Annotated in this window: 17 protein-coding genes; 6 read left to right on the top strand and 11 right to left on the bottom strand. The window is 67.8% G+C overall.

Annotated elements, in window-relative coordinates:
• Positions 1–39: 39 nt before the first annotated feature.
• From ROP_RS22740 to ROP_RS22715, 6 genes are all read right to left on the bottom strand, one after another.
• The gene (locus ROP_RS22740; RefSeq protein WP_012691753.1) at positions 40–963 is read right to left on the bottom strand and encodes a hydroxymethylglutaryl-CoA lyase; all 924 of its coding nucleotides are present in this window, start codon (positions 961–963) and stop codon (positions 40–42) included.
• 19 nt (positions 964–982) lie between these two features.
• A complete protein-coding gene (locus ROP_RS22735) occupies positions 983–2,221 on the bottom strand; it encodes an acetyl-CoA hydrolase/transferase family protein (protein WP_012691752.1) in 1,239 nt (412 codons plus the stop codon).
• Positions 2,221–3,414, bottom strand: a complete 1,194-nt coding sequence (locus tag ROP_RS22730; protein ID WP_012691751.1) for a thiolase family protein — start codon at positions 3,412–3,414, stop codon at positions 2,221–2,223. The genes ROP_RS22735 and ROP_RS22730 overlap by 1 nt, the downstream gene beginning before the upstream one ends.
• Positions 3,414–4,163 carry an SDR family NAD(P)-dependent oxidoreductase gene (locus ROP_RS22725; RefSeq protein ID WP_012691750.1) on the bottom strand — a complete coding sequence of 250 codons (750 nt, stop codon included), beginning with the start codon at positions 4,161–4,163 and terminating at the stop codon, positions 3,414–3,416. Before ROP_RS22725 ends, ROP_RS22730 begins: the two co-directional genes overlap by 1 nt.
• Complete coding sequence (locus tag ROP_RS22720; protein WP_009475548.1) at positions 4,163–5,329, bottom strand: acyl-CoA dehydrogenase family protein; 1,167 nt, start codon at positions 5,327–5,329, stop codon at positions 4,163–4,165. Before ROP_RS22720 ends, ROP_RS22725 begins: the two co-directional genes overlap by 1 nt.
• 72 nt (positions 5,330–5,401) lie before the next feature.
• Positions 5,402–6,481 (bottom strand): acyl-CoA dehydrogenase family protein, encoded by a 1,080-nt coding sequence (locus ROP_RS22715; RefSeq protein WP_012691749.1) that lies wholly within the window; start codon positions 6,479–6,481, stop codon positions 5,402–5,404.
• 117 nt (positions 6,482–6,598) lie between these two features.
• On the opposite strand from ROP_RS22715, the gene ROP_RS22710 reads away from it, so the two are divergent.
• Positions 6,599–7,360, top strand: a complete 762-nt coding sequence (locus ROP_RS22710) for a FadR/GntR family transcriptional regulator (protein WP_012691748.1) — start codon at positions 6,599–6,601, stop codon at positions 7,358–7,360.
• Positions 7,361–7,428: 68 nt separating this feature from the next.
• On the opposite strand, the gene ROP_RS22705 is transcribed toward ROP_RS22710, so the two are convergent.
• Both ROP_RS22705 and ROP_RS22700 read right to left on the bottom strand, forming a co-directional pair.
• Complete coding sequence (locus ROP_RS22705; protein WP_012691747.1) at positions 7,429–9,381, bottom strand: AMP-binding protein; 1,953 nt, start codon at positions 9,379–9,381, stop codon at positions 7,429–7,431.
• Positions 9,382–9,383: 2 nt separating this feature from the next.
• The gene (locus ROP_RS22700; protein WP_012691746.1) at positions 9,384–10,559 is read right to left on the bottom strand and encodes an acyl-CoA dehydrogenase family protein; all 1,176 of its coding nucleotides are present in this window, start codon (positions 10,557–10,559) and stop codon (positions 9,384–9,386) included.
• A 62-nt stretch (positions 10,560–10,621) separates the two neighbouring features.
• Here ROP_RS22700 and ROP_RS22695 point away from each other — a divergent pair, with 62 nt between their 5' ends.
• Positions 10,622–11,074, top strand: a complete 453-nt coding sequence (locus ROP_RS22695; protein WP_012691745.1) for an FAS1-like dehydratase domain-containing protein — start codon at positions 10,622–10,624, stop codon at positions 11,072–11,074.
• A complete protein-coding gene (locus ROP_RS22690) occupies positions 11,071–11,487 on the top strand; it encodes a MaoC family dehydratase (RefSeq protein ID WP_012691744.1) in 417 nt (138 codons plus the stop codon). Before ROP_RS22695 ends, ROP_RS22690 begins: the two co-directional genes overlap by 4 nt.
• A gap of 61 nt (positions 11,488–11,548) precedes the next feature.
• Here ROP_RS22690 and ROP_RS22685 read toward each other — a convergent pair whose 3' ends face one another.
• The gene (locus ROP_RS22685; RefSeq protein ID WP_012691743.1) at positions 11,549–13,234 is read right to left on the bottom strand and encodes an AMP-binding protein; all 1,686 of its coding nucleotides are present in this window, start codon (positions 13,232–13,234) and stop codon (positions 11,549–11,551) included.
• A 108-nt stretch (positions 13,235–13,342) separates the two neighbouring features.
• Complete coding sequence (locus ROP_RS22680; protein WP_043825167.1) at positions 13,343–14,122, bottom strand: enoyl-CoA hydratase/isomerase family protein; 780 nt, start codon at positions 14,120–14,122, stop codon at positions 13,343–13,345.
• Between the two features lie 250 nt (positions 14,123–14,372).
• Between ROP_RS22680 and ROP_RS22675 the strand changes: the two genes are divergently transcribed.
• Both ROP_RS22675 and ROP_RS22670 read left to right on the top strand, forming a co-directional pair.
• Positions 14,373–15,491, top strand: a complete 1,119-nt coding sequence (locus tag ROP_RS22675) for a LuxR C-terminal-related transcriptional regulator (protein WP_012691741.1) — start codon at positions 14,373–14,375, stop codon at positions 15,489–15,491.
• On the top strand, positions 15,484–16,452 hold the full coding sequence (locus ROP_RS22670; protein WP_012691740.1) for a helix-turn-helix transcriptional regulator: 969 nt from the start codon (positions 15,484–15,486) through the stop codon (positions 16,450–16,452). The genes ROP_RS22675 and ROP_RS22670 overlap by 8 nt, the downstream gene beginning before the upstream one ends.
• Positions 16,453–16,466: 14 nt before the next feature.
• On the opposite strand, the gene ROP_RS22665 is transcribed toward ROP_RS22670, so the two are convergent.
• Positions 16,467–16,787, bottom strand: a complete 321-nt coding sequence (locus tag ROP_RS22665; RefSeq protein ID WP_012691739.1) for a 2Fe-2S iron-sulfur cluster-binding protein — start codon at positions 16,785–16,787, stop codon at positions 16,467–16,469.
• Between the two features lie 287 nt (positions 16,788–17,074).
• Between ROP_RS22665 and ROP_RS22660 the strand changes: the two genes are divergently transcribed.
• Positions 17,075–18,397, top strand: a complete 1,323-nt coding sequence (locus ROP_RS22660) for a cytochrome P450 (protein WP_012691738.1) — start codon at positions 17,075–17,077, stop codon at positions 18,395–18,397.
• Position 18,398: the final 1 nt, after the last annotated feature.

Genomic DNA, 18,398 nt, shown 5'->3' with positions numbered 1-18,398 from the left:
CTCCGTCTGTGACTTTCGTGGATTGATGGTAAGCCGACTTCAGCGCAGGCTCGATGCCCATTCGATGGGACCCGCGACGATGGAGTGACTGGTGAGCTTGCGGCCCAGCACCGCCTGGGCTTCGCGCGCCGCCTCGATGACCCGGGGAAGGTCGAGACCCGTCTCGACGCCCATCTCGTGGAACATGCTCACCAGGTCCTCGGTGGCGATGTTGCCCGTCGAGCCCGCCGGAACGGGGCAGCCGCCCAGCTCACCGAAGCTGGATTCGAAACTCGCGCAGCCCGCTTCGAGCGCCGCGTAGGCGTTGGCGAGGCCCTGGCCGCGGGTGTTGTGGAAGTGGGCGGTCACTTCGACACCCGGCAGCCGGTCGAGTGCCGCGGCGAAGAACTCCGACGCATACGCCGGGTTGCACATGCCCGTGGTGTCGCCGAAGCCGATCTCGGTGGCACCGGCCTCGGCGAAGCGCTCCGCCAGATCCAGCACGCGGGTCAGGTCGACCTTGCCCTCGAACGGGCATCCGAACGACGTCGCGATCACCGCGGCGCAGTCGAGCCCCTCGGCGACGATCCGCTTGGCCATGACGTCGTTGTCGGCCATCGTCTCGTCGACGGTGCGATTGACGTTCTTCTTGTTGTGGGTCTCCGACGCGCTGACGAAGATCGCGACCTCGTGGAACTTGTCGCGCACCTTCAGCGCGTTGTCGAGCCCCTTGCTGTTGGGGACGAGCACCATCAGCTTCGTCTCGTCCGGAACCTCGATGCGCGACAGCACCTCGACCCCGTCCGCGAGCTGCGGGATCACGTCGGGCCGTACGAAACTGGCCACCTCGATCCGGGTGAACCCCGCCCGCCCCAGGGCATTGATCAACCGCACCTTGTCGTCGGTCGGAATGTGCTCCGGTTCGTTCTGGAAGCCGTCACGGGGACCGACCTCCCGGATCTGGACCCGCTGGGGACGCGTCATGGCGTCGACTCCTTTCCCCTCACTCCGCTGCGGATGCAAGGTCGTATTCCTCGAGATCGAATTCCAGGGTGGCGCGGTGCTCGGGTGCCGCGACCGCGATCATGCGGCGGGCGCGTTCACCGAGAGAACATCCGCGCAGTGCCGCGACACCGTGCTCGGTGACCACGAAGTCGACGTCGGCGCGGGCGGTGGTGACCGCGCCGTACTGCAGGGCGGTCTTGATCGTCGACTCCCCGCGAGAATCCGAGCGCATCGCGATGATCGAGCGGCCGCCGGTCATCGCCGCGGCCCGCGAGAAGTCCACCTGACCCCCCACGGCGCCCGCGTAGGTGGTGTTGCGCATTTCCGCACCGACCTGACCGGTCAGGTCGACCTCGATGGCCGAGTTGATCGACACGAACGAGCGGAGCTGCGAGAGCACCTGCGGCGCATGGGTGTAGCTCGCCGGGCGGAACGCCACCGGAAGTCCGGGCAGCCGGTCGTACAGCGCCGCGGTCCCGAGCGCGGCGCCCGTGATGTGCAGGCCCGGATCGATCTCCTTCCGCGCCCCGGTCAGCACGCCGCGGTCGATCAGCCGCAGTGCCGCGTCGGAGATCATGCCGGAGTGCAGCCCGAGGTCCTTGTGCCCCTCGAGAGCGGTGAGGACGGCCGACGGCAGTGTCCCGACGCCGATCTGGATCGTGTCGCCGTCCGCGATGAGATCGGCGACATTCCGCGCGATAGCCGACTCCGCCGCCGCGGGTGCGCGGTCCGGCGCCTCGAGCAACGGCCGGTCCGTCTCGACCACCGCCGCGAAGCGCGACAGCGGAATTCGCGGTGCGCCGAGCGTGACGGGCATCCGTCGGTTGATCTCGGCGATGAGGACCGGTGTGTGGTCCAGGGCGTCCGCGATGTAGTCGACACCGACGCCGAGCGAGCAGTTCCCGGCGGAGTCCGGCGGCGACACCTGCACGAAACCGACGTCGCACGGCAGCCGTCGTTCGGCGAAGAGCCGCGGCAGCGCCCCGTAATGGCAGGGCACGACCTCGAGCCGCGCGAGACGGCGTAGCTCGCCGAGGCCGCCGTAGGAGACGACGGAGAGTTCGTCGGGCAGTTCGCTCGTCAACCGCCGATCCCAGGTGAGTCCCACGAACGCGCGGACCGGGCCGATCGACGAGACCTGGTCGAGCAGCGCGTGGACGAGCGGGGTCGGTTCCGCGCTCGTCTGGCTCCACCAGATCCCGTCGCCGGGCCGGATGTGCGGTGTCAGGTCGATCATCAGTCGATCCGCTGGATCAGGGTCGCCGTTCCCAGGCCGCCACCGCAGCACATGGTCACCAGGCCGATTTCGGCGTCCCGCCGCTCGAGCTCGGCGACGATCGTCGCGATGAGACGGGCCCCGGTCGCGCCGACCGGGTGGCCGAGCGCGATCGCACCGCCGTTGACGTTGACCCGGTCCATGTCGGGCTTCAGTTCCCGCTCCCAGGCCAGGACGACCGAGCTGAACGCCTCGTTGACCTCGAAGAGATCGATGTCGTTCATGCTCATCCCGTTGCGGTCGAGCAACTTCCGGGTGGCCGGGATCGGCCCGGTCAGCATGATGATCGGGTCCACCCCGACCGTGGTCTGGTCGAGGATCCGGGCCCGGGCCCGCAGTCCGTGGGTATCGGCCGCCTCGCGGGAGGCGAGCAGTACACCGGCCGCCCCGTCCGAGATCGGCGACGAACTGCCCGCGGTGATGCGGCCGTTCTCCCGGAACACCGTCTTCAGCCCGGCCAGGCTGTCGAGGCTCGTGCCGGGGCGGACGGTCTGGTCGCTGGAGCGGGTCTCGCCGGCGAGATCGAGGGGGATCATCTCCGCGTCGAAACGACCCGCTTCGATGGCGTCGCTCGCCAGACGGTGGGAGCGTACGGCGAACTCGTCCATCTCCTGCCGGGAGATCTCCCACCGGTCGGCGATGAGTTCGGCGCTCTCGCCCTGGTTCACGAAGTCGTACCGGTCGCGCAGTGCTTCCGGCCACGGGTCCCCGTACAGTTCGGAGATCTTGGCCGGTGAGTTCATCGGCACGTGGCCCATGTGCTCGACACCGCCAGCGAGGACGACGTCGTGGGTGCCGGAACCGACGAGGGCGGCGCCCATCTCGACCGCGGTCTGTGCGGACCCGCAGCGACGGTCCAGGACCACGGCCGGAACCTCCGGCGGGTAGCCCGCCTGCAGCCAGGCGTTGCGGCCGATGTTGCGGGACTGCTCGCCGAACGGTGCGGTGCAGCCGATCACGAGGTCTTCGACGACGGCCGGGTCGAGGCCGCTGCGGCGGATCAGGTCGGTGTACACCGCGCCGAGCATGTCGTTGGGGTGGGTGTCGCGGAACCAGCCGCGGTCGGGGTGCGACTTGCCCATCGGGGTGCGGGCGGCTTCCGCGATGACGACCTCGCGCGCGGAACGCTGGAAGGGGTTGCGCTTGTCGGCCATCAGATCACCGTTCCTCCGTCGACGGGCAGTACCTGGCCCGTGATGTACGCAGCGCCGTCGGACGCGAAGAACACGAAGCTCGCGGAAATCTCGTCCGGTTCCGCCCAGCGGCCCAACGGGATCCGCGCGAGCGTCTTGGCGGCGAGCTTCTCGTTGCTGCGGATGTTCTCCGTCATCTTGGTCGCGGCGAGCGGGGCGAGCGCGTTGACCGTCACCTGCTTCTTGGCGAGCTCACGCGCCAGCGACTTCGTGAGACCGATGATGCCCGCCTTCGCGGCACCGTAGTTGGCCTGCCCGATGGTGCCCACCAGACCGGCCGCGGACGTCACGTTGATGATGCGCCCACTGCCGTCGGTGGGCAGGTACGGGAGAACGGCCTTGCTGCACACGAAGCTGCCGACGAGGTGGATGTCGACGATGCGGCGGAAGTCGTCCTCTTCGAGGTTCGGGAACATCGCGGGAGCGATGGCACCGGCGTTGTTGACCAGGATGTTGAGTGTGCCGTCATTCAGCGCGGCGGCCTGTTCCGCCGCCGCTGCGGCCGCCTCGCCGTCGCGGACGTCGAGGGCCGCGGACTTCGCCGAACCGCCGGCCGCGGTGATCTCCGCGGCCACGGCGGCTGCGGCGTCGCCGTCGACGTCGGTGACGAGCACGGCCGCACCCGCGCGGGCGTAGGCATGCGCCACCGAGGCGCCGATGCCACTGCCGGCACCGGTGACGAGTGCGGACTTTCCGGTGAGTTCGAACATCAGTAGCTCCTGGGGAGGCCGAGGACGTGCTCGCCGAGGTAGTTGAGGACCATCTCCTGGCTGAGCGGGGCTATCTTGGTCAGGCGGGCTTCGCGGAAGTACCGGGCCACGTGGTACTCCTCCGAGTAGCCCATCCCGCCGTGGGTCTGCAGGGCACGGTCGGCGGCCTGGAAACCGGCGTCGGCGCAGAGGTACTTGGCCATGTTGGCCTCGCGGGCGCAGGGCTTTCCGTTGTCGTAGAGCCACGTCGCCTTGCGCAGGACGAGTTCCGCGGCGTCGAGTCGTGCGAGCGAATCCGCGAGCGGGAACTGCAGGCCCTGATTCATGCCGATGGGCCTGCCGAACACCTCACGCTCGTTGGCGTACTGGACGCCCCGGCGCAACGCGGCCCGGCCGATGCCGAGGGCCTCCGACGCGACGAGCATGCGCTCCGGGTTGAGGCCGTCGAGAATGTATTTGAAGCCCTTGCCTTCCTCACCCACCCGGTCCTCGACCGGGATCTCGAGGCCGTCGATGAACAACTCGTTCGACGTGACCGCGTTGCGCCCCATCTTCTTGATCGGGCGGATGTCGACCTTCGAGCGGTCCAGGTCGGTGAGGAACAGCGTCAGACCGTCGGTCTTCTTCTTCGCATCTTCGAACTTCGTTGTGCGGGTGAGGAGAAGGATCTTCTCCGACTCCATCGCCTTCGAGATCCAGACCTTGCGGCCGTTGACGATGTACTTGTCGCCCTCGCGCCGCGCGAAGGTGGTGATCTTGGTGGTGTCCAAACCGGCGCCGGGCTCGGTGACGCCGAAGCAGACGTGCAGATCGCCGTCGACGATCCGCGGAAGGGTGCGCTGCTTGAGCTCCTCCGAGCCGTGCACGATCACCGGGTGCATCCCGAAGATCGACAGGTGCATCGAGCTCGCACCGTTCATGCCCGCGCCGGAGGCGGCCACTTCCTCGAGCAGGATCGAGGCCTCGGTGATGCCCATCCCGTGCCCGCCGTACGCCTCCGGCGTGGTGATGCCGAGCCAGCCACCCTTGGCGAACGCGTCGTAGAACTCGGTGGGGAACTCGTGCGCGCCGTCCTTCTCCACCCAGTACTGCTCGTCGAACTTGCCGGCGAGCTCTCGCACCGCATCTCGGATCGTCGCCTGATCCTCGGTCAGATCAAAGTCCACAGCACGTCCCGTCGTCGTTGGTTCCGTTTGGACTTAAATTACTAAAGGACAGACCAAAAAGTCAACGGCCGATCATCCAGCAGCCGGCAACAGGGGCAAATCCCGTGCCACGCGCTCGTTCCACACCCCCGGACCACCGAACAACTTCTCGTCGAGCTTGGCGCGCTTGTAGTAGAGGTGCAGGTCGTGTTCCCACGTGTAGCCGATCGCGCCGTGCATCACGAGAGCACTGTCGGCCGCCTGCACCGCATTGCGTGGAACCTGAGCCTTGGCGACGGCGGCATGAATCGCGCAGTCGTCCAGACCGAGATCTACCGACGCCGCGGCGTAGTACGCAATGGACCGTCCCGCCTCGACGGAGACGAGAATGCCTGCCGCAGCGTGCTTCACGGCCTGGAACGACCCGATCGCGACACCGAACTGCTGCCGCTGCTTGCTGTAGTCCACGGCAAGATGCAGCATGCGGTCCATCGCCCCGAGCGAGTCCGCGGCCACGAGCACGGCCGCCCGCAGTCCGGCGTCCTCGAGAGCGGTTTCGGCCTCGATGTCGAGGCGCTGCCCGGTGACGCCCTCGAACCGGACATCCGCGGCCGCGCGGGACGGGTCGAGGAAGCGGTGCTGTTCGACCGCGACACCCGGGTCGTCGACGCGCGCAAGGTACAGGGCGGCGGTGCCGTCCGGGCCGGTCGCCGGGACGACCAGCAGTTTCGCCCGTTCGGCGCCGAGCACCGTGGCGACGCGGCCGGTCAGTGCGCCGCCCTCGTCGGCGCGGACCGAATCGGCGAGGCCGAACGGACGCGTCGCGTCGACGGCCACGGCCGCGAACCCACCCCCCGCCAGCACGTCGGCGGCGACGTCGGCGGGCAGCAGGGGCGCGGCGAGGACGGACGCGGTCCAGGCACTCGACGGCGCGGCGTACCGGGCCAGCGCCTCGGCGGTCAGCGCCAGTTCGAGCAGACCACCGCCCTGACCACCGATGTCTTCGCCGAGACCGGCGGAGAACCAGCCTTCCTCGACGAATTTCTGCTCGAATTCGGCAGGATCTCCCGATTCACCCCATTTGCGGACATTCGCCGGAGCGGCGAACCGCCCGAGCCAGCCGTCCAGGGCTTCGGTGAACATTTCCTGCTCTTCTGACAGTTCCCAGCGCATAGAACTGGTCCTCTCGATGAGACGAAGAATAGGCTGCAAGACGAATGCAGCGAGAACCCAATGGTATATTAGGTCTGACCGTTAGACCAGAGAGGGCGGGGAGCCATGCCACCAGCCGTGCCGAACACCACCCGGAACGGGCGTTCCTCCATCCAGTTGACCCCGATGGAGGTACCGAAGGCGTCGGACGTCCTCGCGAACGAACTGCGCGAGCGCATCCTCAGCGGGGACTACGTCGAAGGCACACCGCTGCCGCCGGAACGCGAACTCGTCGTCCAGACGAAGATGAGCCGCACCACGGTTCGCGAGGCCCTGCGCATCCTCGAGGTGCAGGGACTGGTGCGTATCAAGGCGGGCCGGGCCGGGGGCGCCTTCGTGCAGCGCCCGGGTGAGCAATCCATGGCCGACACGGTGGCCCTGCTCATCCGCGGTCGCCAGATCCGCCTCGCCGCCCTGCTCGAGACCCGCGAGGCGATCGAGCCGTTCTGCGCGCAACTCGCCGCCCGCCATCGCACCGACGAGGATCTCGCGCGACTCGACGCCGCGAACGACGACATCGCCGGTGCAGGCGACAGCCTCGACGACTTCCTGCAGGCCAACATCGACTGGCACGTCGCCGTCGCGAGCGCCAGCCACAACGAATTGCTGTCGGGTCTGATGATCTCGCTGTCGCGGGCGATCTACGCCGCCACCGAAAACGAAGGCTTCATCGACGACAAGGTCCGCGAGATCACCGTCAAGGCGCACCGCTCCGTCACCAAGGCCATCCGCGACAAGGACGCCGACGCCGCCGTGCGTCGCATGAGCCGGCACGTCCACTCGTATGCCGAGTCGATCAAGGACTTCGAGAAGCGCACCGACATCCCACTCGACGAATAGCTTTCCCCGTTTGCCGTTTCGACGAAGAAGGGGCCCACACCGTGCGGTGTGGGCCCCTTCTTCGTTACTCACGACGCTTTGTCGCCGCTCGCCACCACGGCGCGGATCTCGTCGATCGCCTCCGGGTTCTCGGCACCGGACAGGTCACCCGGGTCGGTCCCCAGGGCGGCAGCGCGCACCGCCCGGCGCAGGATCTTCGCCGACCGGGTCTTCGGCAGCCGCGACACCCGGTGAACCACGCTCGGCGCGAACGGTTTTCCGAGTTCCGCGGCAACGCTGGCGACCAGTTCGGCCGAGATGTCCGCCGTGTCCGCGTCCGCGCGGGGAACCCAGAACGCCCACACCGCCTCGCCCTTCTTCGGGTCCGGGACACCGACCGCCGCCGCCTCCGATACCGCCGGATGCGCGGTGAGCACGGCCTCGACCTCCGCCGGGGCGAGGCGCTTGCCGGCCACGTTCATCACGTCGTCGGAGCGGCCCCGGATGTACCACTGGCCGTCGTCGTCGACGAGGGCGTAGTCGCCGTGCCGCCACATGCCGGGGAACGTCGACCAGTACGCCTCCAGGTAGCGTTCCTCGTCCTTCCACACCCCGCGCGTCATCGACGGCCACGGCTGCCTGCAGACGAGTTCGCCCTGTTCGCCGCGCAACGACCGTCCCGCGTCGTCGACGACGTCGACGTCCATCCCGAGGGACGGACCGCCCAGCGAGCAGCTGTGGATCGGCTCCACCGGGTACGGTGCCAGGAACGAGCCGCCCACCTCGGTGCCGCCGGAGAAGTTGATGACCGGAACGCGGCCCCCGAACACATCTTGTGCCAGCCAGTCGTACGAGTCCGGATCCCACGGCTCGCCGGTCGACCCGATCGTGTGCACCGACGACAGGTCGTACCGCGCCGCGACATCCGAATCCCGTCCGCGCAGGGTTCGGATCAGTGTCGGCGAGACGCCGAGCATCGTCACCCCGTGCCGCTGCGCGAGTTCCCACAGCCGGTCGGTGTCCGGCACGTCCGGCGAACCCTCGTACAGCACGAGGGTGCCGCCGTTGGCGTGGGTGCCGACGATCGACAGCGGCCCCATGATCCAGCCCATGTCGGTGATCCAGCAGAACACCCCACCGGGTTTGAGGTCGAACGAGTACGCCACCTCGCTGGCCGTCTTCACGAGGAAACCGGCGTGCGTGTGCACGGCGCCCTTCGGCTTGCCGGTCGTGCCGGACGTGTATGCCAGCGCGAACGGCTCACTCGCGTCCATCGCCTCGACCGGGCCCGGGTCGCCGCCGTTGCCGAGCAGCTTCGCCCAGGAGATGTCGCGGCCGGTGGATGCCACGTCGGCGCCGATGTTTTCGACCACGACGACCGATTGCACCGTCGGGCACGAGGCGAGTGCCTCGTCGAGGGCCGGCTTCATCGTGACGGACTTGCGGCGCCGCACCGTTCCGTCCGCGACGATCACCACCTTCGCGTCCGCGTCCTGGATACGGGACGCGATCGCGCTGGGAGCGAAGCCGGAGAACAGCGGAACCAGTACCGCACCGAGCCGCGCGACCGCGTACACCGACACGACCGCCTCGGGGATCATCGGCAGGAACAGGGCTACGGCGTCCCCCCTGCCGACCCCGAGCTCCCGCAGTCCCGCGGCGGCCCGCTCGACGTCCGCCGCGAGCTCACGGTACGACAGACTCCGGACGGTGCCGTCCTCCGCCTCGTGTGCGACCGCAGTCCGGTCGGCGACCGCCGGGTCGGTGAGCCACCGCCCCAGACACGCGTCGACGACGTTCGCCTTGCCCCCGACGAACCAGTCCGGGTGCTCGATTCCGCGGGAGGTGTCGAGCACCTCCTGGTACGGGGTCTGGAACGGCAAGCCGAGATCGCGAACCACCGCGTCCCAGTACCACCGCACGTCGGCGACGGAACGGGCACGGAGTTCGCCCAGGCCCGAGAGCCCGTGGGCGCGGGCGAGCCGGGTGACGTTGGCGTTCTCGACGTACTCGTCGGTGGGATGCCAGGTGTAGTCGGACACGGTCAGCTCCTCGGCATGTCGAGCATGCGCTCGGCGACGATGTTGCGCTGGATGAAGGTGGATCCGCCGGCGATGGCGGTGCCGCGGGCCTGATATGCGAGCCGTTGCCACCGCGCTGTCTTCTGCTGGTCTTCGTCGAGGGCGAACTGCCCGCCGACCGGTTCGAGGGACAGCCGGAAGTCGGCGAGTTCCTCGACGAGCGGGCAGAAGAACAGCTTGCCGATCGACGTGACCGGCCCCGGCGGGCCGTCGTTGGCCGCGAGCGTGATGACGCGCTGGCCGATGAGGTAGTGCACGAGGGCGCGGCCGTAGAGGTCGGCGACCTTCTGCCGGATCACCGGGTCCTCACCGAGCGGGCGGCCCGCGTCGTCGGTCATCCCCGCGATGTCCGACACGATGTCGCCCACGGCGCGCTTGGTGTTGACCCGACCCGTCGCGATCGCCACCCGCTCGTAGGCGAGCGTGCCCATCGCGACCTTCCATCCGCCGTCGACCTCCCCGACGACGAGGTCGTCGGGAATGAACACGTCGTCGAGGAACACCTCGTTGAATTCCGCTTCGCCGAGCATGTGGGCGAGCGGGCGCACCGTGATGCCCTCACTGTCCATGGGCACCAGGAAGTAGGTGATGCCCTTGTGCCGCGGGCCGCCGCCGGTGCGGGCAAGCAGGATCGCGTGGGCCGCGATGTGTGCGCGACTGGTCCAGATCTTCTGCCCGTTGACCTTCCAGCCCCCGTCCACCTTCGTGGCCTTGGTGCGCAGCGAGGCGAGGTCCGATCCTGCCTCCGGCTCGGAGAACAGCTGGCACCAGATTTCCTCACCGGTCAGAATGGGCCGGAGGAACCGTTCCTTCTGCGCGGGTGTCCCGAAATCGATGATGGTCGGGCCAGCGAAGTCCTCGCCGATGGTGTTGAGCCGCTCCGGCGCACCCACGCGGTCCATTTCCTCGGTGAAGATGGCCTTGCGGATCGGGTCGGCGGCCTGACCGCCGTACTCCTGCGGCCACGACATCCCGCCGTAGCCGGAGTCGAAGAGCAGTCGCTGCCATTGCTGCCAGAACGGCACCTTGTCGACCAGATCGACCGGTTCCGGCCACGGCAGCGTCGGGACCGCTTTCTCGGCCCACTCCCGGACCTCTGCACGGAATGTGGCCTCGTCTGGGGAATCAGCGAGCTCCATTGCACCCTCCTCACGAATTTAGGCGCAATGATACTATAGGTCAGTCCAAAAAGGAGGCCTGGATGTCAGACCCACTCCCCGCCGGCGTCGTCGACCGCGTCGAATACGACGTCGAACGCGGCAAAATCCGCGAATTCACGCGCGCGACGTTCACGACCGACCCCGTGCACACCGATCCGGCCGCCGCGCGCGACGCCGGCTTCCGCGATGCGCCCGCGACTCTCACGCATACCGTCGTCGCCGGACACCAGCGCGACCAGCGCGCGTTCGTCGACTCGCTGGGCCTGGCCCTCGCGCGGGTGGTGGTCGGTTCGGTCACGTGGACGTACCTGCGACCGCTCACCGCCGGCGACCACGTGGTCGGCACCCGCCGCGTCGTCGACGACGTACAGCGAGAAGGCAAGCGGGGCGGGACGATGCGCGTAGTGGCCCTGGAGACCGAGTACGTCGACGCCGTCGGTGAACCCGTGGTGCGGCTCGAGGAAGTCCTGATCGAACGAGGAGAGCAGCGATGAGAACACCGGCCAAGGTCCGCGTCGGCGATGCCCCCGACACCCGGGTGGTCGGCCCGATCAGCCAGACCGACATCGTCCGGTTCGCCGGCGCCGGAGGTGATTTCAATCCCCTGCACCACGATCCCGGCTTCGTCGCCACCACGGGTTTCCCGGGGGTGATCGCGATGGGGCAGATGCAGGCCGGGATCCTGGCCGGGTGGCTGTCCGACACGTTCGGCGTCGAGCACGTGCGCTCCTTCGGTGTCCGGTTCGTCGCCCCGGTCCTCCTCGGCGACACCCTGACCCTGGGCGGCACGGTCGTGACGATCACCGAGACGAATGGTGAGTCGCTGGCGACCCTCGATCTCGTCGCCTCCGGAGACAAGGGCCCGGTCGTCACCGGATCGGCGACGGTCGTGGTGGCCGCCGCCTGACCTCTCTTCCCGCACGACGAAGGGGGCGAAGCCGATCGGCTTCGCCCCCTTCGTCTTCCGATCAGCTGACGGCCTGTGCCCGCTGCTGCCGGTCGGCCTCGATCTTGGCCGCGATCTGAGCACGGAGCACGTTCTTCTGAATCTTGCCCGTGGCCGTCGTCGGCAGCGCCTCGACGATCTCCAGCCGCTCCGGAACCTTCTGGATCGCCACTCCCTGCTCGAGCAGGTAGGTCTTGATCTTCTCGAGCGTGATGTCGCCGTAGCCGGGCGCGGCGACGAGGTACAGACACACAGCCTCCCCGAGACGCTCGTCGGGCATCGCGACCGCGGCGACACCGCGGACGGCGGGATGCGCCGCCAGGAGGTCTTCGACCTGACGGACACTGATGTTCATGCCGCCGCGGATCACGATGTCCTTGGTCCGGCCGGTGACACGCACGTAGCCGTCCTCGTCCATCCGGCCGAGGTCTCCGGAGCGGGAGTGGCCGTCCGGCGTGAACAGCTTGGCCGTCTCCTCCGCGTTGTGGAGATACCCGAGCATGTGCATGGCGCCCTTGTAGGCGATGTCGCCTTCCTCGCCGCGCGGAACCTCGTCACCGAGTTCGTCGACGATCTTCACCGACTGCATCGGCAGCGGACGCCCGTCCGAGGTGAGCGACCGCTCGGGCTCGTCATTCACCGTGCACATGGTGGTGGTGACGTTTTCAGAGCGGCCGTACAGGCTCAGTACCTGCAGGCTCGGGAACAGTTCGGCCGCCTTGGTGACGAAGCTGGCGGGAATCGGGGCGCCGGCCGCCACCCACAGCCGCATGCTGCTGATGTCGTGCACGGCAGGGTCGTAGGCGTCCATGAGCATCTGCAGGAACGTCGTGGCACTCACCGCGACCGTGCACCCGCGCTCCTTGATCTGCGCCATCCCGCGGACCGGCTCCCACACCTCGATGAGATGCGACGCCGCTCCGTGCATGAGCGGAAGGACGATGCTGGTGACCAGGCCGGTGGTGTGCGTGATCGGCGAAGGGCCGAACTGCACGTCCTCGGGTGTGTAGGCGAACCCCTTGGCCAGCAGACGGGATCCACAGGCGAACGTGTTGAACGTGTGGATGCAGCCCTTGGGACGGGACGTGGTGCCGCTGCTGTAGACGATGACGAACGGCTCGTCCGGCCCGACACCGGGCCCGAGTTCGGCGATCGCCTCCTCGGGTCCGATCTCCGGGAACAGCGACTCGAACGACACCGCGCGGTTCGGCAGGTCGCCACTCCCGCGGACGACGACGACGTCCTCGAGCGAGTCGACGGCACCCAGGATCTCGGTGTACATGCCCGCGTAGTCGAACTTCTTGAAGCTCTGCGGCGTAATCGCCAGCCGCACACCGGCATTACCCAGGATGTATTCGACGTCGTCGCGGCGGTAGATCGGCATGATCGGCACCAGGACGGCGCCCAGGCGCGACAACGCCACGGCGATGATCGCGAATTCGATCCAGTTCGGAACCTGCACCGACACGCGGTCGCCGGTGGTGATCCCGTGGCGCCGCAGTCCCACGGCCAGGCTCAGCGCCCTGTCCCGCAACTGCCGGAAGGTGATGCCGCCGCTGGTGTCGTCGGTCAGAAAGATGCGGTCGCCCCGCTCGGCAACCTGGACCTCGAGCATGTCGAAGAAGGTGTCGCGGTGCCACTGCCCGGTGGCATAGAACTCTCGGATCTGTTCGTCCGAATAGCGATCGGTGACCGATGCGAACGCCATGAGAAGCCTTCCTCTGAGCGCAGACGTGAATAGGGAAGAGAAACCCCCGTGTTGGCCCTCACAATATAATGGTTGGACCGTAAGTGCAACGACTTCGGCCCCGGGTGATCAGCGCATGCTCCATACGGGAGAACGCTTTTCACGGAACGCGGTGACACCCTCGACGATGTCGTCGGTCGTGAACGCGAGAGCGAGCTGCGACTGCAGCGCCGTGAGGGCGTCCGGCAGGGACATGTCGCGCGTGTTGTTGATCGCCTCCTTGCCCAGACGCATGAGCAGCGGCGATTTGCCCGCGAGCCGCTTCGCCCACGCTCGGACCTCCGCCTCGAATTCGTCGTCCGGGATCACGCGGTTCACGAGCCCCAGCTCGCGTGCGTCCGTGGCCGTGATGAGCTCGCCGTACATCATCAGCTCGTTCGCCTTGAGCCGCCCGACGTTCCGGTAGATGAGGGCGGAGATCATGAAGGGAAAGACGCCGACGTTGATCTCCGGGCACCCGAACCGGACCGACTCCTTGGCGAGCACGAAATCGCACGCCAGCGCGAGACCGAACGCGCCGGCCAGCACGTCACCGCCCGCCGCGCAGATCACCGGCTTCCCGAGACCACCGATCAGTTGATAGAGCCGCGGGAAGCGATCCAGCCCGGCATATTTGACGATCGTGGGCGTCTCGCTCGCGAACGCCTTGAGGTCGCCGCCCGCCGAGAAGATCTTCTCGTGCGACGACGCCAGCACGACGACCCGCACGTCGTCGTCGTCCCGGGCGCGTTCGAGCGCGGCGAGAAGCTCGTCGAGCAGGTCGTCGGACAGCGCGTTGCGGGTTTCGGGGCGATCGAGAGTGAGGACGGCGACATGCTCGTCGACGTCGTATCGCACGGGGTGCGCCATTAGGCCGATCCTTTCATTTTGGTCGTACCATTCGACCCTAGTATGGCGGCCGTATCCGAGACAAGAACCTCCCCGGATCACTTTCGCGGAATACGTGACGTATTTGGACTGACCATATACATTGGACTCAGGCCGCGGGCGGTGCAGCAACGTCCCAGGTGACACCTTCTCTATACTGTGCGTTGTGTCACAGGAACGGACGACGGTGTCGTCGTCATCCGTGCGGCGGCCACGGCGCGAGGAGTGGTGAGTGGTCATTTCGACGAGTTCGTTCGAGCTTGCCGAGCAGGCGGTTGCAGAGTTGCAGGACCTTCTCGGCAACGAGCCGAATCTGATCCGCCTGGCGGACGGCGAACCCGACCTCACGGTGATTCGTGCGTTCGCGGCCCGGAAGTTGCGTGAGGGCGTCGACTCCCCCGAGCGCACCCTGCGCCTCGCAGAACTCGTGACAGAACTCGACGCCGCGAGTCGCGACGACATCGCCCGCCGACTGAGCGTGCACACCGCCCAGTTCGAGGCACTGCAGCGGGTCGTCCGTGCGCTCGATGCCGGTGCGGACCGCCTCGCCGACGTCGTGACCCAGGAACTGTGCACGAGCCTCGGATACGGCAAGGCGATGTTCTCCGTGGTCCGCGGTTCCACCTGGTCTCCCATCGCGCTAGCCGTCAACCCGGAACTGACCGGGGACTTCCACGAACTCGCCACGGCAATCGACGGACGCGAGATCGCGCTGCGCGAGGCACCGCGCGAGGCCGAACTGGTCCGCCGGCGCCGACCGTATGCCGTGGACGCCGTCGACACCTACCGGCACACGTACCGCCCGCTGATCGATCTGTCGCGGCCCGCCGGATACCTCGCCGTGCCGGTCGTCGTCGACGCCCGCGCGGTGGCGATCATCCACGTCGACCGCCAGAGCGACAGCCTGTCCGACACCGACGTCCACCTCGTCGCGGTACTGGCCGGCGCCTGCGCCTCGTCGAAGGAACGCGCCGACCTGCGGCGCCAGATCTCCACCCGCAACGAGCACGTCGACGCCGAGATACAGCGGCTCACCCAGGCACTGCGGCACCTCGAGCAGCCCCTGACGATGCCGGAGGTCGCCACCTGCGACCTCCCCCGGACCGACGCGTCCACCGACTCTCCGCAGGCACCGGTCGTCCCGCGCGCGCATGCGCTGACCGCGCGCGAACGCGAGGTGCTCACGTTGATGGCCACGGGGGCGACCAACGCCACCATCTCCCGTCGGCTGTGCATTTCCGACGGCACCGTCAAGTCCCACGTCCAGCGGATTTTCAAGAAACTCGGCGTCTCCACGCGGGCCGAGGTGGCGGCGCTGTGCGCCAACACCAAGACGGTGTCCGGTGGCTGACACTCCCCACCCCGAACCGCACACGGACGAGAACACCACGGACACCGATCGCGCCATCGCGGACATCCTCGCCGAAATGCGGACGGCCGCTCCGGCTCGTTCGACCGAACTCGGCAGGCTCCTCGTCGACCTCCTCGACCGCAGAAACGCCGCCGACGCGACCCGGTCCGCCGACATCGGCGCGGTCGCGACGGGCATCGATCGCGCGGTCCGGGCATTGGACGACGCGGCCTCGAGCGCGGAACTCATGCAGCGCGCGTGCGAGCGCGTCGCGGAACTCTGCTCCGTGGACAAGGTTGTCCTCTCACGCCTCGACGGCGACCGCATCATTCCCGTCGCCGCGTTGAGCACCGCCCCGGGCACGATGCCGTCTCTGCCCTCCGAGTTCGGTCTCCCCGACGGCTCGCCCGAGGCGGATGCGCTCGAGACGAACACGGTCACGGTGGGTTCCCACGTTCCGGCCGAGCTGCGAGAGTTGCTGGGCGCGAACGGTTTCACCACCGTCCCCGTCGTCGTCGACGGGACCGCTGCCGCGCTCCTTCACGTCGGCGCAGTGCTGGACGGGTCACGGCGCCACGCCCTGGGAGTGTTCGCCGAAGTGCTCGGCGGGCACTTCGAGCGAGTCGGTCTGGAGTCGCGTCGCGAGCGTCAGAATGCGCTCTTGCGCGAAAGCGCCCGGCGGTGGACCGGCGACGACGCGCCACCTTCCCACGGCGCCCTCGATCTCGCTCCGTCGCAGGCCGACCGCGACGCCGCCGAGCAGCGCCTGCTCGAACCACTGACCGAACGCGAAGCCGACGTCGTCCGATTGATTCTCACCGGGGCGTCGAATTCCGCGATCGCCGCCGAACTGGTCATCACCGTCGACACGGTCAAGTCCCACGTGAAACGCATCCTCCGCAAACTCGGCGCGACCAACCGCGCCGAACTGATCGCGAAGTATCAGTCCCCGGCCCGGTGAACCCGCCGGACCGGTCAGGCGTCCGTGGACGGCACGGTCACCGTGACGGTGTCCACGTCTGGTGTCAGGACGAGCTGGCAGGCGAGACGCGAACACGGCTGGACACCGTCGAGGAACTCGAGGAGGTCCTGTTCCTCCAACGTCGGCTCGCCGAACGCCGCACTCGCATCGTCGTCCAGGTACACGTGGCACGTGGCGCACGAGCAGCTACCGCCGCATTCGGCGACGATGCCGGGCAGGTTGTTGCGTACCGACCCGTCCATCACGCTCTGGCCGGCGGGGACGTCGACGGACGACGTCGAGCCGTCAGGGAGTTGGTATACGACGGTGGGCATGGCGATCTCCTTCGGGTTGACCGGGTGAACGTCAAAATTGTGTCGCCGGTCACTGTCCGGGCGCATCACCACTTCGACTGATTACCCCCCTCCGGTGGGGTGATTCCCGGCGTCTACGCAGGCGGCGACGACGGGGTGACGCGGCACACATCCCCCGTTAGGTGGACAACTATCGATCGATGGTGTGATGCCCCTCACTCCCGCAGCTGACAGGCTGAAGTCACTCCAGTCGGCGAGGGCGCCGCGACGTTCGGCGCCGCATCTCACTGCACCACGAAGGGGAATTGATGAGCACTACAGAGCAGGTCACGGAACTGATTCCGGACGCTGTCGCCCGCCAGGTCGTCCTGCCCGAGGGACACCGGGACAACGACGCGCTGTTCGAGGCCTACCGCTGGCTGCGGGAGAACAACCCGCTCGGGCGCGCCGAAGTGGAGGGGTACGACCCCATCTGGCTGGTGAGCAAGCACGCCGACATCATGGAGATCGAGCGCCAGCCCGACATCTTCACCAGTGCGGGCGGCGAGGACAAGGGCTCCGTCAACCCGATCCTGGCGAACCAGGCCGGCGACGCGTTCACCAAGAGCATCAACAACGGCAGCCTTCGCATCCTCGAGACCCTCACCTACCTCGACCCGCCGGAGCACACGGCGATCAAGGACATCGCGCTGGACTGGTTCCGGCCCACCAACCTCGCCCAGTGGGAGACCGTCATCCGCGATCTCGCCAAGGCGGCCGTCGCCCGGCTGCTGAAGACGGACGGGCGGATCGACTTCGTCAAGGATTTCGCCCTCCACTACCCCCTGCACGTCATCATGAGCCTGTTCGGGGTACCGGAGTCGGACGAGCCCCGGATGATGGCCCTCACGCAGGAATTCTTCGGCACCGCCGATCCCGATGCCGCGCGTGAAGACGTCGAGCCGCTCACCCCGGACGCCGCCGCGAAGCAGTGGGTGGCCACGATTCAGGACTTCTACGCCTACTTCGAGCGGCTGCTGCAGGACCGGCGGGCCGACCCGAAGGACGACCTCGCGACGATCATCTCGGTGGCACGCGACGAGAGCGGCGAGTACTACCCGAACGAGGTGGCCTACGGCTACTTCATCGCCATCGCGACCGCGGGTCACGACACCACCTCGAGCACCCTCGCGGGCGGCATTCTCGAACTCGGCCGCAACCCCGAACTCCTCGCGAAGGCGAAGGCGGACCCGGCGCTCGCGCCGCACATCGTCAACGAATCGCTGCGCTGGGCGTCCCCGGTGAAGCACTTCATGCGTCAGGCGACGCAGGACTACACGCTGCGCGGTCGCGAGATCAAGAAGGGCGACCGCTTCATGCTGCTGTACCAGTCGGGTAACCGCGACGCGGACGTCATCCCGGACCCCGACACGTTCGACATCACCCGCAGGCCCAACAAGCACATCGCGTTCGGCTACGGCCCGCACATGTGCATCGGTCAGCACCTGGCGAAGCTGGAACTGCGGATCATGTTCGAGGAACTGCTTCCCCACATCGAGTCGGTCGAGTTGGTCGACGACACCAAGATGATTCAGACCAACTTCGTCGGCGGGCTCAAGAACATGCCCGTCCAGATCGAGTTCGCCCGGTAAC

The sequence above is a fragment of the Rhodococcus opacus B4 genome (assembly GCF_000010805.1).
GTDB classification, from domain to species: domain Bacteria; phylum Actinomycetota; class Actinomycetes; order Mycobacteriales; family Mycobacteriaceae; genus Rhodococcus_F; species Rhodococcus_F opacus_C.
The sequence above is the reverse complement of the archived record's forward strand: the minus strand, read 5'-3'. Positions and strand labels throughout refer to the sequence as shown.